Genomic DNA, 14,645 nt, shown 5'->3' with positions numbered 1-14,645 from the left:
TTGAATCGAACGCAACAACGGCAGTTTAGACGCTACGACGACCAGGAAACGATCCGCATGTCAAAATCGTAAAGGACTTGAGAGACCATTGCATCTTGCGTCGCCGGGTACGTTGGGCTTGCTCCGGTATCCAGCAAAGTGTGCAGACCCTCATCGTACTTTACGCTGATTGTTGTGCCGACGGGAACTGTCCACACGAAGCTAACAGTCATGGACCCGTCGTTACCAGCGGACGCATAATACTTGGACGTGCCGTTCGTCACAACTTGCGCTGCGACGCCGCCGTTGCGAGTGCCGTCGTAAGTCTCTCCACCGCCGTTAAAGTTTAGTAGGTTTTCACCATCGCTTGTTGCGACTGTAAAAGCCATCCCAAGTTTTGCGTCGGCAGTGCCCGTAGGGACAACGGCGCCATTTTCCGATTCTCCGTCGTTGAAAGTAAATTGTCCCGCAAGTGTAACCTCGGAAATGCTGTCCCCGTTCACCGCAGCCCCGTTACCGGAAACGGTCCAAACGTGCGGCGCGACCGTACCTGGATCGGTTGGATCGGCGCTGTAAAGGGACCCTGAATGTTCGATCCACCCTCCCGGACCGCCGGTGGGGGACGCGTTCGCGTCGGCGACGGAGTTGAAACTTGTTATTCCAGAGGCACCGATACCGGGTTGTGCCGCCTGGCCCGTCACTGCCGAATTGAAGGAGGAAATGCCGCGCGCGTCCCCTTCTCCGGCAGCACCGGAGGCTTGCGCGGAAAAATACCCAGGCGTTGCTACTACATTGTATCGCGCGTGGCTCAGGACATCGTTCGCTAGTATATCCTGCTCCTGTCCGCCGTCGTCATAGTTACCCCCGCCATCGGCATATGCATAATTTGGCGCATCTAACTCGGATGGGAAGTCGGCGTAGACATCAGCGTCGCCTGCGCTGCGAACAAGCGTCGGTATTCCAATCGCGCTGCCGCCGGCACCGCTGCCACCGCTGCTACCCCCGCCTCCTCCAAGTTCGCTGTCGTTGTTTGGAATTCCTCCGGAAATAGTCGCTTCGACGACACGCGGAGGAACTGGCGGTCCGCCGCCCCCGACGGCGACGGCTATAAATCCGTTAGTGCCGGTGGGGACTTGAGATGTTGGTACGTTGATGCTCCAGCCGTCATCGCCGTCGGTATCTGTGCCGAGCAAGGTGTCGGTTCCGGTTTCGAGAACTCCGTCGTGGTTCGTGTCGAGGTAGAAGTCGACCTCTCCGACGAAACTGTGGGTGTCAGGATCAACGGTCGCGCCGGTGTAAACGGCCGTCAGCGTTACTTCGCCGGGCGTGGACAGAGGGTTCACCGCCAGGGTACTTACCGCCGGTTGCGAAATCGGGGAATCGGTCGTGCTTTCGATCGTCGAAGCGTTCACCAGGTTGATCTTCAACAGCGGGTTGCTGCTGGAATCGGTGCCCACGGTTTGCGTGCTTGTGCTCGACAAGCTTGGCGCGCTGTATGTGGCTGGGAAAAAGTTCGAGAAGTCGAGCTTGTCGGTGCCGGCCGATGAGGCTTCGGTAATCGTATCGGTCCCCAGCGGGGCGTCACCCGGCGACCAGGGGAACAGGTAAGTGTCGTTGCCGCCGCCTCCGGCCAGCGTATCGTCCCCGGCGCCGCCGTACAGCAGGTCATTGCCGGAACCGCCGGTGAGCGTGTCGTCGCCGGCCCCGCCGTACATGACCGCGTTGCCGGTGCCGGCCGTGATTGTGTCGTCGCCGTCGCGGCCGTCCAGCACATTGCTCAGACTGTTCCCCGTGATCGTGTCGTTGCCGGCGCCGCCGATCACATTGGCGATCGTCGTCGAGGTGCCCAGGTTCAAGCTCAGCAGGCCCGACACCACGCTCTGGGTCGACGTGGAACCGATGTTCACGGTCACGCCGTCGGTGAGATATTCGAAGTCGAGCGTGCCGACACCTCCCGAATCGATGCTGAGCGTGTCGGTCCCCAGGCTGGCCGGGCCGGGCATGTACAGGAACGTGGCATTGCCGTTACCACCGTTGAGCGTGTCGTTGCCTCCCCAGCCGATGAGCGTGTTGTTGCCCGTACCGCCGTTGATGGCGTCGTTGCCGGCGCCGCCGGCCAGCAGATCGTCTCCGGCGCCGCCATTGATCGTAAGCGCGATGGCCGAATTCAAGTAGAACATGTCGATCGTGTCGTCGCCGTCGTTGCCATTGAGCGTCAGTCCTTCGACGCTGGCTACGTTGACGTTAAGTCCGTTGAAGACGATCGTGCTGCCGTCACTCTGGGCTTGCATCGAGTCATCGCCCGACGTGCCATTGATCGTCAGCAAGTCCGAACCGCTTGTTCCTCCCAAGGCGAAATTGATGTTCTCGATGTTCGAGTAACTGACCGTGGTCGTACTGTCGAAGAGCGTGATCGAGGAGTCGGTCATGCTCACCGTGTCGCCCCGGTTCGGGTTGCCGTTGATATCGAGCGTGGCATTGCTGCCGCCGTCGACGGTGACGGGGCGGGAGAAATTGCCGTCGATCTCGATCGTGCCGCCAGCGGCGTTGATCGCGAGCGACGTGATATCCAAAAGTGGGACGGTGTCGTTGAGCGTGGCGCCATCGTAAATCTGGATCTGCGACAATTGCAACCAGTGACCGGCAATCGTGGTGTTATCGAGACCATTCACGGTGCCGTCGTAGTTGGCGTCACCGACGGGGCCCGAGGATAAATAGTGCGAGGACCACACACTGACATCGACGCCATTGACGGTGCCGTCGTAGTTCACATCGCCGATACCGGGCGCCACCACCCGCACGTCGTCAGCGCTACTGTTACTGGCAATTGTGTAGGCACCGCCCGAATTCGTAACGTTAACGCTAAGCAATCGCCGGTCTTCCAGCGGCTCGAAATTCAGCCGGCGGCGTTTGAGGGTTGTGCTAGAGCGACGCGGGCGCGCAAAGCGAAACCAGAACATCTGCGTGTTCCTCCCAGAACGTGACCGATCAGCGAACGCGCTGACGAGATTTATGCTGAATACAGCGCTGGGGAGCGCGGTACGACGGAAAGATGCCCCTGTAGTAGCTGCCCCTCAATAGAAGCCCTGCCTAGCTTGAGAACTGCCCAACTCGATCGGCCAGGTGAGGAACTGCCCCACGACGCGTACAGGTTTTTTTCTTGCCTGCACGTCCCCAGGTACACCCGTGCCTGGCTGACCAGATAGCGAACAGGCGAACTTATAGCAGAACGCGCCGCGCGTTGGCAAGGAAATTCCCTGCCCCTTGCGCATTCTTAAGGATCGTTCGATCACCATGCGCAACCCGCGCGGCGCGCGCTGGCGGGCAATCGCATCTACGGTGTTGATGATCAACCGCTGCGAGACCACGTCGGATCGCTCACGGCGAGAACACGACTGAGGAAAGCGGAACATCTGGCAAGAAGAAGCACGTGCACGACGCAATACCTGCTCACTCGCGCGGATTCGCCGGGTGCGCCGCACCCCATCTCAACCCGATATACGTCGATCGACGTGTGACGAAACGTGAGCGGGCGAAGGTCAACGTTTTGATTTCGATGCGCACAGCACAACCCACGGGCACATTGCCGGCAGAGGCACGCGGTGGGTGATCATCCTATCGCCAGAGCGCGTAAAAAAACCCCGCGGCGGGGAAAGAGCCCGTCGCGGGGTCATAGATTCTTCGTACGTCAACGCCGCTGGCCGTTAGTTGATCGTGTCGGAAATGACCAGTCGATCGTCGCGGACGGCGTACCGCTTGAGCGTGATCATGTCGGTCTCGTTCTTGAGCATCTTCGCCGATCCGTCACCCATCAGCACGAGCGCGCCGCCGGGATGCTGCGACTGAATCGGATTGTTGGCTCCAGTCATAGATACACTGGGAGATATACCCGCAGTCGGGCAGACACCAAATGGGACTTGAGAGCCACCTCCGTCATTAATCGTGGCCGACAAGCTTGGGATCAGCGGATAGCTACTACCCGCGGTGCTGCTTGTGAGCTGCGGGGAGCGCGAGGAGAAGGCATTGACCGGCCAACGGACCGTCGTGATGCCGAACGCGCTAACAGTCGACGAACCAGTCCCTACAACCATATTGGGCGGTGTGCCGTTGCAACTGGTTCCGGTGAACGCACCGAACACTGCCGTCGAACGGAAATCGCCTTGCTTGCCCGGTAGTCCGGCCCCGGCTGAGGCATAATACTGCCACCCAGATTGTTCGGCCACCAGCATGGTGTTGCTGGTGCCGTCGGAAAGTCCTGCCAGGCCGACACCCTTACCAGGGAACAAAGACCCATTGGCGCCAATGACCCCTTGGTTGCAATTTGTGATCTGAGCACGCGAGTCAGTCACTTTCGCGGCTCCCGTGGTGGGATCAGGGCCGAGGCCATAAACGCCGGGAATATTGTTGATCGTTACAGCGGTCGTATCTCCCGCACCATCAGGAACTGCCGCAAGGCAAACCGCGCCCGCCACGCCCGTGTAGGTGGGCATCACGATTTGAGATTGAAAACCCGAAACAATCGAACCCGTATATGTGGGCGGAAGCGGGCTCGACGGGCAAAGCATGAACGCGGGGCGGTAGCCCTGCGGATTCGTTGAATTACTGGTGGGATTTCCGACCAGATAGGCGTTGGGATTGAGAGATGGCAACCCTGTACTCGTACCCATGCCGGACCAGCCCACCAAGGCGTTGTTCGGCAGGGCATTGCTCCACTGTGCCGCGACGGCGGACCCTTCCGCATAATTCAGAATGCCCACCCACCAGGAATTACCCCAGCTATAGGTAGAGACTCCGGATATCGTGTTCTTCTGCGCACTGGCGCCGATCGGCAGCTTGTTGTACGAATCGTGATAGTTGAGGATCGCCAGGCCAATCTGCTTCAGATTGTTCGAACACTGCGCACGGCGGGCCGCCTCGCGCGCCATTTGCACCGCCGGGAGCAATAGCGCGATCAAAATGCCGATGATGGCGATCACCACCAACAGCTCGACCAGGGTGAACGCCCCGCGCCTTCGGGATGTAGGAGAAGAACGAGACATCAAACGACCTCCAACAAGATGAGAAGATTAGAACCGTATACGCACACACGCCTCGGCAAAATAAGCAATCGCCCGAGCATAAAACACGCCGTTCCCGCACACATCGACCGCCGCAGCAGCCGAACAGGCCAAGAAGCCTGGGAACCGCCTGGACGAATGCCCCGATGAGTCGCCGAGAACGGTTGCCATTATCTACGATAAGTCGCAACCCATGCAAGGGTTTTGAGGATATTTTTGTGTCGTGGGGGGTATGGTTCGAAGGTTAGCTGGCTACCGACAGGGAAACGACTCGCGCTGCGCCCTTGGGCCCTGCAACGCCTTTCGCTGTGCAAGGCCGGCTCTCCGCACCTATCGAACGGCCATTTAGCGCATCGCTCCCGGGCGAGCGACCGATCCAAACTCCAAGAAGCGCCTCTGTTTCAAGGCACGATTTCCAGGTCCGGTAGCGCCACGCCCAGCTCACGTCGCCCGGCCCATGTCGTGCGCGTGCGACGGAGCAATAGCTCCTGCAGGTTTGCTAGCCTGCGCAATTCGGCCAGCCCGCGGTCGGTGGTCCCGGTCTCGCGCAGGTCCAGCCCCTGCAAGTGGGGAAGCCCGGCAATCACGGCTAACCCGTCATCCGAAACCTGTGTGCCGCGCAGACCCAAGAAATCGAGCCGCGGGCAGCCGGCCAGACCGGCCCCCGTGACACGCGTACCGTCCAATATCAGTTGGCGAAGCTTGTGCAGATTGCTCAGCCGCGCCAGCCCCGCGTCGGTCACCGCGGTGTTGGCCAGTGACAGGGCTTCCAATCGCACGAGCGTTGCGACTTCCGCCAGTCCGGCGTCGGTGATTGTCGTATCGTCGAGCAGCAACCACTCGAGCGCCGCCAAGCGGGCGATCGCTGGCAACGCTCGATCGCTGATCGCCGTTCCCCCCAGCCACAACATCTCGAGCGCGGCCAGGCGGCCGACGGCCGGTAGCCCGGCGTCGGTGACGCGAGTGCGGGTCAGCTTCAGGCTGCGCAATCGCGCGAGCCCCGCCAGGTGCGGCAGGCCGTCATCGTCGACGGCCGTGTCCGACAGCCACAGACCGGTTAGCGCCTGCCAGTCTTCAATGTGGACAAGCGCCTGGCTGTCGATCTTTGTAAACGACAGATTCAGCCACTCGATATGGCGCAGACCCGCGAGCTGCGCGAGCCCCGCGGTCGAGACGCCCGTGCTTTGTAGAAACAAACCACGCAACGCGCCGAGCGTCGCGAGCCGCGCGAGCCCCGCGTCGGTGATGCGCGTCTCGGCGAGATACAGCATTTCCAGGTCGGGCAGCTTTGCCACGTCTGCCAGCGCAGCGTCGGTAATGGTCGAGCGGCTAAGATCGAGCCAGCACACGCGACCGGCGGCCACGAGTTGATCGAGCCCTTCGTCGCCGGCGATCCAGCGGACGGCGATGAACTCGTCTACCGACTGTGCGGTGGGCACGGTTTCGACTGTGCCGCCGCGGCGAACGATCTCTTGCCGCGCGGCCGCACGACGATCGTCAGCCTGCGCGCGCAGCGCCGCCGCAGTAACCAGCAACAATGTGAGCAACGACAAAGTGGCCGGAAACGAAGTCGCAAGCGCCACGAGCATCTTCATTCTGCGAACCAGGCGGCCAGGAGCGCGAGCTTGCATGAAATTCCTATTGCCACAACTGTACCTTATCCGTCGTGCGAAGCATCCATCGTGGTAAGCTTATTATTGTCGTCGCGGCGGCCGGGCCTTTTTCGAGGGCTCCATAGGGTGCCACTGGCCAGTCGCGCGAGTGACGATAGTGCTTCAGAGCGCCAGCGCTGGCTTGTTCAGAAGAGTCGTGAAGTCGCGAACGTTTCGTCAATTTTCAGTGGCGAAACAAACTCGTCCTGGCACGCGGAACCAATTTATTTTGGCAAACGGAAACGATCCCGATCGTGACGGCAGTCTATAGGGCTCAATAAAGAGCCAAATCCATATTTGATATATCCGATTGCAAAGAACGCGCTGGAATCCGCCATGGCAAACGCCGGAGTGACACACTGGGCAGCTCGCAAGGCGGCGCGCGTCGTCAAGTGTACTGGCCACAATGCCGTGGGCCGTGCGACTGTCGACGTCAGTCCCCATCGGCCGGCCGCGCTGATACTGTGCGCGACAATTCTTTGCGCTACGGCCACGATCGTTGACGGCGCCGATCGTGCGGCCGCACCGCTAATAAAAAACGGCAGTTTCGAGGCAGCAACAGTCAAAGACCCTAGTCGGCCATCGGCCTGGTATTACGTGCAACAGATGCAAGTCATGGACGGGGCCGCTGCGCCGCACGGGCAGCGCTATGTGCGCTTCCGCAACAGCGTGCCTGGCCGCTCGGCGCAGGCCGAGCAGCATTTGGCGCTCGATGGTCGCCAGGTGCGGGCCTTGGACGCTTCGCTGTGGGTCGCGGTGCGCGACGCCGCGCCGGGCCAGGCATTATCTGATCAGGCAAGCGTCAAGATCCGCTTCTACGACGCGGACGATGCACAGGTGGGGGACGAAACAATCGGCCCGTGGGCCGGCACGCGCGATTGGTCGGAAGTGGCAACCCGGATCGTGGTGCCCGAGTCGACGCGATTGGCTCTGATCGTGATCGGCCTGAACGGAGGGACGGGCGAGGCCGATTTCGATCAGCTCGAGCTGACGCCGGCCGACGTGAACGCGTCTGCCTTGCCGCCGCGCGTCCGGCCGTAGCGAGAATATTGCCGGCACGCACAAGCGACGTCCTGTAGGCCGGGCAGCGGATTTCGCTACGCCGCAGGTCGTGGCCGCGGTGGCCGGAAATACGGCCAGAGATGTCCGCACTCGGTCGCTATATTGCCAGCATGTTCCGGCGGGTTAGTTGACCAAGCGCGCGGACAGAATTCAGGGAAATGTTCTCATTTCCCTGGGAAAACGCGCAAGTGGTCCGGTCGGACGTCGTTTTTGCGAGCGGTGAATAATTCCATTAATTGAATAATTCCCCTGGATCGCGCGACAATTTTCATGGGGTAATCACCCCATGTGCTCGAAGTCGCTCGCATCGCGCAGGGAATGCCTTATACGCCGCTCGGTTTAACCACCACGCGCCCCGCCACCTGGCCGGCGAGTATCTTATCGATCTTGGCGCCCAATTCGCCGAAGCCGACTTCCGTGGCCAGCCGCGGCAGACAATCGGGCTTCCAGTCGGTGGCCAGGCGCTGCCACAATTTGCGACGCGTCGCCATCGGGCATTCGGCCGAATCGATGCCCGTGAGACTGACGCCACGCAGCAGGAAGGGAAACACGGTGAGCTTGAGGCCCGTGCCGCCGACCAAACCGCACGCGGCCACGCACCCGCCCCGATCGAGCGAGCGGACGACGGTCGCCAATGTGTCGCCGCCGACGGTATCGACCGCGGCCACCCAGCGAGCCGGCAGTAACGGCTTCTCGCTGGCGTCGCGCACGTCGTCGCGCGACACGATCTCGGCAGCGCCGGCCAACTTCACCAGGTCATGCGCCGCCGGCTTGCCGCTGGCCGCGATCACGCGATAACCCAATTTGGCAAGAAACGCCACCGACAGAATACCCACGCCACCGCTGGCGCCGGTGACCAACACATCGCCGCGCCCGGGTTCGATTCCGTGATGGGCGATGGCCGCGACGCTCTGCGCGGCGGTAAAGCCGGCGGTGCCGTAGATCATACTTTCGCGCAGGGTAAGCCCGGCCGGGAGCGGCACGACCCAGGCGGCCGGCACGCGCGCATATTCGGCGAACCCACCCCACGTGTTCTGGCCCAAGTCGTAGCCGGTGACGAGCACTTCGTCGCCGGGACGGAATTCGGCACTGCGACTATCGACCACGCTGCCGGCCACATCGATACCGGGAATATGCGGAAACTTGCGCGTCACCCCCGGGTTGCCCGTAGCCGACAGGGCATCTTTGTAATTGAGCGAAGAATACGCGACGCGAATCAGCACTTCGCCAGCAGGCAATTCCTCGATCGTTTTGTGCGAGATCGCCGCTTGCGCGTTGCCCGCTTCGTTCTTAGTGACCAGGTAGCAGCGAAATCTGTCGGGGGTCATGACGATCTCCGCGGTAAGTCTGAAAGCGATGAGTCTGAAAGCGATCGGAATGCGTGTGGCGTCACGCTCAAGGTAGGACTAGTCAGGCGTCGATGCAAACGATAGCCGTCCGCACGACGTGTCCAGCGATGCAGGAAACAGGACTGGGGATCGGCAATTCGGCCTGCCTTGGCGAATCCGCGCCTGGCCGGCTCTTTCCCGCGGTAAGCGCGGGGGCGGACCGCCGCCAGTTCGTTGACACCCCCCTAGGGGTTCCTATAATTTTTTTCGCGTATCGAGAATAAAGCAGTTGGCTGCGGCGGACCCTGTCGTTGGTCGTCGGCCGCTGGGCGATTCTGGGAGAAATATCACAATGGCCGGCAACGTCACCGAGTTCACCGACGGTAATTTCCAGGACGAAGTACTGGGCAGCCAAGACCCCGTGCTGGTCGACTTCTGGGCTCCGTGGTGCGGTCCTTGCCGCATGATCGCCCCATTGGTCGAAGAGTTGGCGCAAGAGTACAAGGGAACGGTGAAGATTGGCAAAATCAACATCGACGACAGCCCCAGCGCCGCCACGCAGTTCGGCGTCAGCAGCATTCCCACCTTGATGATCTTCAAGGGGGGCGAGGTGGTCGATCGCTTCGTGGGCGTGCAGCCGAAGAGCCGCTTGCAAGCCGCCCTGGATGCGGCCAAAGGCTGATAGCACTCGTGTGCCCTGCGAAACACGCAGCGCGGGCGACCTTTCGCCTGGGCCGGTAGCATGTTTGTGCGCCGGCCGGGGATTGCGGTGAATTTCTCTTGCCGGGCTGGCCGATCACTGGAAGGTGGCGAACTCTCGCCGCCCGCGCAGAGGGAACGTTCCTCCGCAGTAAATTCCAGGGCCAGCCCCCGGCGGCCGCATGTCCGATTCCTTTCAGGTCCGCGCCTCCGCTCCGGATTCCTCGGGTGCATTTGTCCTCGCGCCCGGCGGGACTCGTGTCGATATGGCGCACGCGCTGTGGAGCGCGCCGCCAACGACTGCCGCGCCAAACGAGCCGCTAACGCCGCGCGCACTCGCATCGGGCGAGGCCTCGGTAGTGCCCGCTAGCGACCTGTTGGCACGCTTGCGCTCACAAGGACGGCAGTTGGCCCGCCTGCTGCACGAGCGGCAGCAAGATCTCGATCGCCGCGAGGCGCAGCAGAACGCCCAGGCCGCGGAGCTTGACGGTCAGTTGCGGGCAGCACGCCTATGGCTCACCGAGCGCCACCAAGAGCTGAGCGAGCGGGAAGCAGCATCCAAAGAGCACGAGCGGCAGCTTGCCGTCCGCGCGCGGGAACTGAACGCCCTGGCGGCAGCGGACGACGCAGCACGTACCAAGGAAGAGTCCGCTCTCCACAAACGCAGCGAGGAGCTTTCGCTGCGGCAGGCCGCGCTCGATCGACTGAACGAGCGCCTCACGCGGCAAGCCAAGGCACAACAGACGGCCCAGCGCGAGTTGGAATTGCTGCGCGAACGAGAGCACAACGTCCGCACCCGCGCCCGGCAGCAGCTGGACAACGATCGCAGCACGAACCTCGACACAATTCGGCAGGCGCTCGCGCATCTGGAACGCCGTCGCGCTGCTATCGAGATTGCGGCAGAAGCGACGGAACGACGTCGCGCGCAATTGGCATCGCAGGCGCAGCGACCCAGTCCGGAACAAAAACAACGCGCACGAGAGCTAACCGAAATCGCCGAAGGACTGGCTCGACGCGAGCAGCATCTGACCCAAGCTGAACAGTTGCAGTTGCGCGCCGAGACGGAACTGGCAGCGATGCGGCACGAATTAGAGCAAGAGCGCCACGAGTTGGCCGAGCAAGCGCGCATCGAGCGCCGCAGGCTTGCCGACAGCCAACGTGCGACCGCCGCCGAGACGGCCGAAAAACGCGAACTTCTGCAGCGGCGCAACGAGCAGCTCGACCAGCGGCAAGCAAGTCTAGAGCGAATGCGCGATGAGCTCGTGCAGCTGCAACGCGAGAGCCTCGAAGCACGGCTGGTTGCCGAGGAAACGCTGGCCGCGCTGACGGGCGTAGCGGCCCCGGCCGCAGTGGCGAGCGCTTTAGCCCAATCGCGCGAGCGGCTGGCCGATCATTGGCGACTAACGACCGGCAGAATCGCGGACGAACGCGCGGCGCTCGCTCGGTTAGGCCAAGAGGTCACCGCCCAATCAAAAAGTCTGGCCGCGAAGAAAGAGGATCTCGGTCAATGGGCCCAGCGCCGCCAACAAGAATTCGACCTACAGGCGGCCGCGCTCGCCCAGCGGGAGGAAGCTATGAGCGCGCTGCAAAATCAGGTCGGCCAGGAACGTGCCGAGTGGGAACAGGGCCGGCTCACTTTTGAGCAGGAATTACGTACGAGAATGGCTCGGCTGCGCAAATCGGCCGATTGACCACCGGCGCACGTACAGCCGCCGAGAGATATCCGCGCCTTTCTGAATGTGGCGCTATCTGGCCGCCAGTTGCGATTTAGCGGCTGGCTGCCTTGCGTCGCGGTACTGGCTGATCCGTTGCCACGCTTCCCGCGGCAGGACCCGTCGCGGATTCTTCGCGAAATCCGCCAGCACTGACGGCCGTCTCGCCCGGACTCTTCTCGGGCGTCGCGCGGCGCTGCTGCTCGGCCATGACGGTGGCCTCGTTCGACACAGACATGGCTTCCCGCAACTCTTCGACATTGAAGTAGGAGTCGCTGGCTCCGCCAATGTACTCGATGCGCTTGGCGGCCAGTGCATCCCAGCCCATACCGTTATTCAGATTCCAGGCAGAAGCTTGTGCCACGCGTTGCTTGATCTTGCCCGCGCCGAGCAGCGCACACAATTCGCGGACGCCTGGGCTCTTGGTGAATTCTTCGATCGGAATGACGCGATAAGGAACCGCGGCGCGCGGCTCGACCTTGCCATGCTCCAAGCAGACGCAGGTGACTTTGAACTTGGCGACTTTCTCGGCCGGGATGTTCATCATGCCCATGCCACCACCCATGCCGCCGCCCCCCATCATTCCGCCACCCCCCATGCCGCCACCCATACCTTGGTTCATACCGCCGCCCATCATGCCGCCACCGCCGGCCCCACCTCCGACGCCACCCCCTCGACCGAGTTGTGCCAACACAGGCACGGCGGCAAACGCCTCGGGCAGCTTCACGTTCAGCGGCTTGTCGCTTTTGTTGGTGATCAGCACGTTGGCCTGCGACGAATCCTTGGGAATGAACTTCACCTCGATATCGCCGTTTTTCATCCCTTCGAACATTTCGACCGAAGCATCGTCGGGGTTGTACTTGCCGGCGGCGGATTTAGATTTCGACTTGCTGCGACTATCGGCGGCCGAACTGACGTCGGCCAACAGGCACGTACCGACAAGCGCAGCGATCAATCCGGCAGCGATCGAGCGCACGAACCCGGCAGTCAGGCGATGATTCGTTGTCATGGCAAACGCTCTCCTCGTATCGTTTTCTCGTTCCGGCGAGCGGCCCAACGGCGCGAGTGCCAAAGCACAGGCGGAAGCAATCAAAAGCATAGCGGGCCTACAACCTATTGAGACTAATCCCCGTAACAGCAAAAGCCAAGTGAAATACGGCCATTTGGCTGGGGAAAACGGGCGCCGGCGGGTAAAAATCAGCGGATTGGCGGTCGCGCTGGCAAGCTGTATCTCGGTAACGAAGTCTTCGTGGCACGCCGGCGCTGCATACGCTCAGGGCAGAATATCCGGCTCAACTTGATAGCCGTCGGCTAGGCTGTTGGTCGAATTGAACATAGCCACAACAGCCATCAGCTCGCCTAGCCCTTCGTCGTCGAGCCCTAACTTTTTCACGGCAGCGGTGTGCGAGTTGACGCAATAGGCGCAGCCGTTGGTGGCCGAGACTGCCAGGGCGATCATCTCTTTGGTCAGCGGGTCGAGGCGCCCCGGGGCCATGGTTACTTTCAGCCGTGTCCAGATCTGCTCCAACAGCGGCGGATGCGTGGCCAGTGTCTTCCACAAATTCGGCACGAAATCGATGCTCTTGGTCGCCTTGATGTCGTCGTAAATCTCGCGCACGCGACCTGTCGCGGCTGCTTCTTCGACCATGGTGACTGTGGCGGGCCCTGGCTTCATTGTCTGTCGCGCCGTCATCGCTCGTGCTCCGTTTTTGGATCGCCTCGGCCGACAGGCAGAGAATCAAACCAGTTCGCTGATCGGCCGAGCCCCTTCGGGCAGGATCGCCGTCGGACGGTCCGAAGAATCCTTGACGAACGTGTGGGGATCGATACCCAGGTTGTGATAGATTGTTGCCAACACGTCCTGATATTGAATCCGCCGAGACACGGCATAGGCGCCGATCTTATCGGTCGCGCCAATGACCTGGCCGGTACGCATGCCGCCGCCGGAAAGCAGCGCAAAGCTGACCGGTGCCCAATGGTCGCGGCCGGCGTCCTTGTTGATCTTCGGCGTGCGACCGAATTCACCCCACACGACCACGGTCACATCCTGGTCCAATCCTCGCTGATAAATATCCTCGACCAGGGCCGAGATGCCTTGATCGAACAACGGCAGTCGTTCCTTTAGCCAGCCGAAGTTATTGCTGTGCGTGTCCCAGAAGCCGTAGGCCACGGTGACGCAGCGGGCGCCGGCTTCGACCAATCGGCGGGCCATGAGCAATTGATCGTTCCACATCGGCCCGCCATCGCCCAAGTGCTTGGCCGAACCGCGGCCGTAGCGCTCGCGCACGGCCGGATCTTCTTTTTCGACGTCCATCGCGTCGACGAGCTTGCTGCTGGTGAGCACGTCGAAAGCGCGACGGTAGGCGTTGTCGAGCAGGTCGACGCCCGGACTGTCGACTGAGTGGCGGAAGGTATCGAAGTTCGCCAGCAATTCTCGACGCGCGGAAAATTCCTGATTCGATACGAAGCGGAGCTTCATGCTGGCCAGATCTTCGCCGTCGGCCTTGGCGCCGGCTGCCGCATGACCCAGGATGCCCGGCCCGGGGCTGTTGTACGGTTTGTGTTGCATCGTGGGGAACAAGTCGACAAACGCGGGCACGACGGGGTCGACCTGTCCGGCCAATCGCGAGATGACCGAGCCGAAACTCGGCCGCCCCTCGCGCTGTGCCGAGCCCATCGTATAGCCGGTGACATTTTGAAAGCTGGAGTGTTCGTCGCGCAAGCCCACGATCGAGCGCACGAGCGACACGCGATCCATCACGGTAGCCATCTTGGGCAGCAGTTCGCCCACTTCCAGGCCCGGCACGACCGAGGAGATCGGCTTGAACTCGCCTCGAATTTCGTCGGGTGCCTCGGTCTTCAGGTCGAACGTGTCTTGATGCGACATGCCGCCGGCCAGGTAGACCATGATCACGGACTTGTGCGAGCGGCGGATGCCCTGCTGCTCTTCGGCGCGAAGCAACTCGGGCAGGCTGAGCCCCCCCATCACCAGGCCGCCGATCTTGAGAAAACTGCGGCGCGCGGCGCGGTCGCAATAGCGCTGCTTGGCTCCGAGCAACGTGAACATGAAAATGGTTCCTTCGGCCGTCTGCCGGCGTTGCAGAACGGCACGTGCATTACAGCGGGTTGCGGCTTGGCAAGATCCAAGGGCGAGGT

11 protein-coding genes are annotated in these 14,645 nt (G+C 61.8%); 3 read left to right on the top strand and 8 right to left on the bottom strand.

Annotated elements, in window-relative coordinates; genetic code table 11:
* Positions 1 to 32: 32 nt before the first annotated feature.
* From VGG64_26010 to VGG64_25995, 4 genes are all read right to left on the bottom strand, one after another.
* Complete coding sequence (locus tag VGG64_26010; GenBank protein ID HEY1603086.1) at positions 33 to 2,939, bottom strand: M10 family metallopeptidase C-terminal domain-containing protein; 2,907 nt, start codon at positions 2,937 to 2,939, stop codon at positions 33 to 35.
* Positions 2,940 to 3,053: 114 nt separating this feature from the next.
* Complete coding sequence (locus VGG64_26005) at positions 3,054 to 3,347, bottom strand: hypothetical protein (protein HEY1603085.1); 294 nt, start codon at positions 3,345 to 3,347, stop codon at positions 3,054 to 3,056.
* Between the two features lie 336 nt (positions 3,348 to 3,683).
* Positions 3,684 to 5,018 (bottom strand): DUF1559 domain-containing protein, encoded by a 1,335-nt coding sequence (locus VGG64_26000; protein ID HEY1603084.1) that lies wholly within the window; start codon positions 5,016 to 5,018, stop codon positions 3,684 to 3,686.
* Positions 5,019 to 5,437: 419 nt separating this feature from the next.
* On the bottom strand, positions 5,438 to 6,667 hold the full coding sequence (locus tag VGG64_25995) for a hypothetical protein (GenBank protein ID HEY1603083.1): 1,230 nt from the start codon (positions 6,665 to 6,667) through the stop codon (positions 5,438 to 5,440).
* A gap of 357 nt (positions 6,668 to 7,024) precedes the next feature.
* Between VGG64_25995 and VGG64_25990 the strand changes: the two genes are divergently transcribed.
* Positions 7,025 to 7,729 carry a hypothetical protein gene (locus VGG64_25990; GenBank protein ID HEY1603082.1) on the top strand — a complete coding sequence of 235 codons (705 nt, stop codon included), beginning with the start codon at positions 7,025 to 7,027 and terminating at the stop codon, positions 7,727 to 7,729.
* 344 nt (positions 7,730 to 8,073) lie between these two features.
* Here the strand turns inward: VGG64_25990 and VGG64_25985 are convergent, their stop codons facing one another.
* On the bottom strand, positions 8,074 to 9,078 hold the full coding sequence (locus VGG64_25985; protein ID HEY1603081.1) for a YhdH/YhfP family quinone oxidoreductase: 1,005 nt from the start codon (positions 9,076 to 9,078) through the stop codon (positions 8,074 to 8,076).
* A 352-nt stretch (positions 9,079 to 9,430) separates the two neighbouring features.
* On the opposite strand from VGG64_25985, the gene trxA reads away from it, so the two are divergent.
* Both trxA and VGG64_25975 read left to right on the top strand, forming a co-directional pair.
* Positions 9,431 to 9,760, top strand: a complete 330-nt coding sequence (trxA, locus tag VGG64_25980) for a thioredoxin (GenBank protein ID HEY1603080.1) — start codon at positions 9,431 to 9,433, stop codon at positions 9,758 to 9,760.
* A gap of 199 nt (positions 9,761 to 9,959) precedes the next feature.
* On the top strand, positions 9,960 to 11,468 hold the full coding sequence (locus VGG64_25975) for a hypothetical protein (protein HEY1603079.1): 1,509 nt from the start codon (positions 9,960 to 9,962) through the stop codon (positions 11,466 to 11,468).
* A gap of 76 nt (positions 11,469 to 11,544) precedes the next feature.
* Here VGG64_25975 and VGG64_25970 read toward each other — a convergent pair whose 3' ends face one another.
* From VGG64_25970 to VGG64_25960, 3 genes are all read right to left on the bottom strand, one after another.
* On the bottom strand, positions 11,545 to 12,498 hold the full coding sequence (locus VGG64_25970) for a hypothetical protein (GenBank protein HEY1603078.1): 954 nt from the start codon (positions 12,496 to 12,498) through the stop codon (positions 11,545 to 11,547).
* A gap of 264 nt (positions 12,499 to 12,762) precedes the next feature.
* Positions 12,763 to 13,164, bottom strand: coding sequence for a carboxymuconolactone decarboxylase family protein (locus VGG64_25965; GenBank protein ID HEY1603077.1), 402 nt, complete (start codon positions 13,162 to 13,164; stop codon positions 12,763 to 12,765).
* Between the two features lie 63 nt (positions 13,165 to 13,227).
* Positions 13,228 to 14,556 carry a DUF1501 domain-containing protein gene (locus tag VGG64_25960; GenBank protein HEY1603076.1) on the bottom strand — a complete coding sequence of 443 codons (1,329 nt, stop codon included), beginning with the start codon at positions 14,554 to 14,556 and terminating at the stop codon, positions 13,228 to 13,230.
* Positions 14,557 to 14,645 lie beyond the last annotated feature (89 nt).

This window comes from Pirellulales bacterium (genome assembly GCA_036490175.1).
Classification (GTDB): domain Bacteria; phylum Planctomycetota; class Planctomycetia; order Pirellulales; family JACPPG01; genus JACPPG01.
This window is presented reverse-complemented; position numbering and strand designations above follow the sequence as displayed.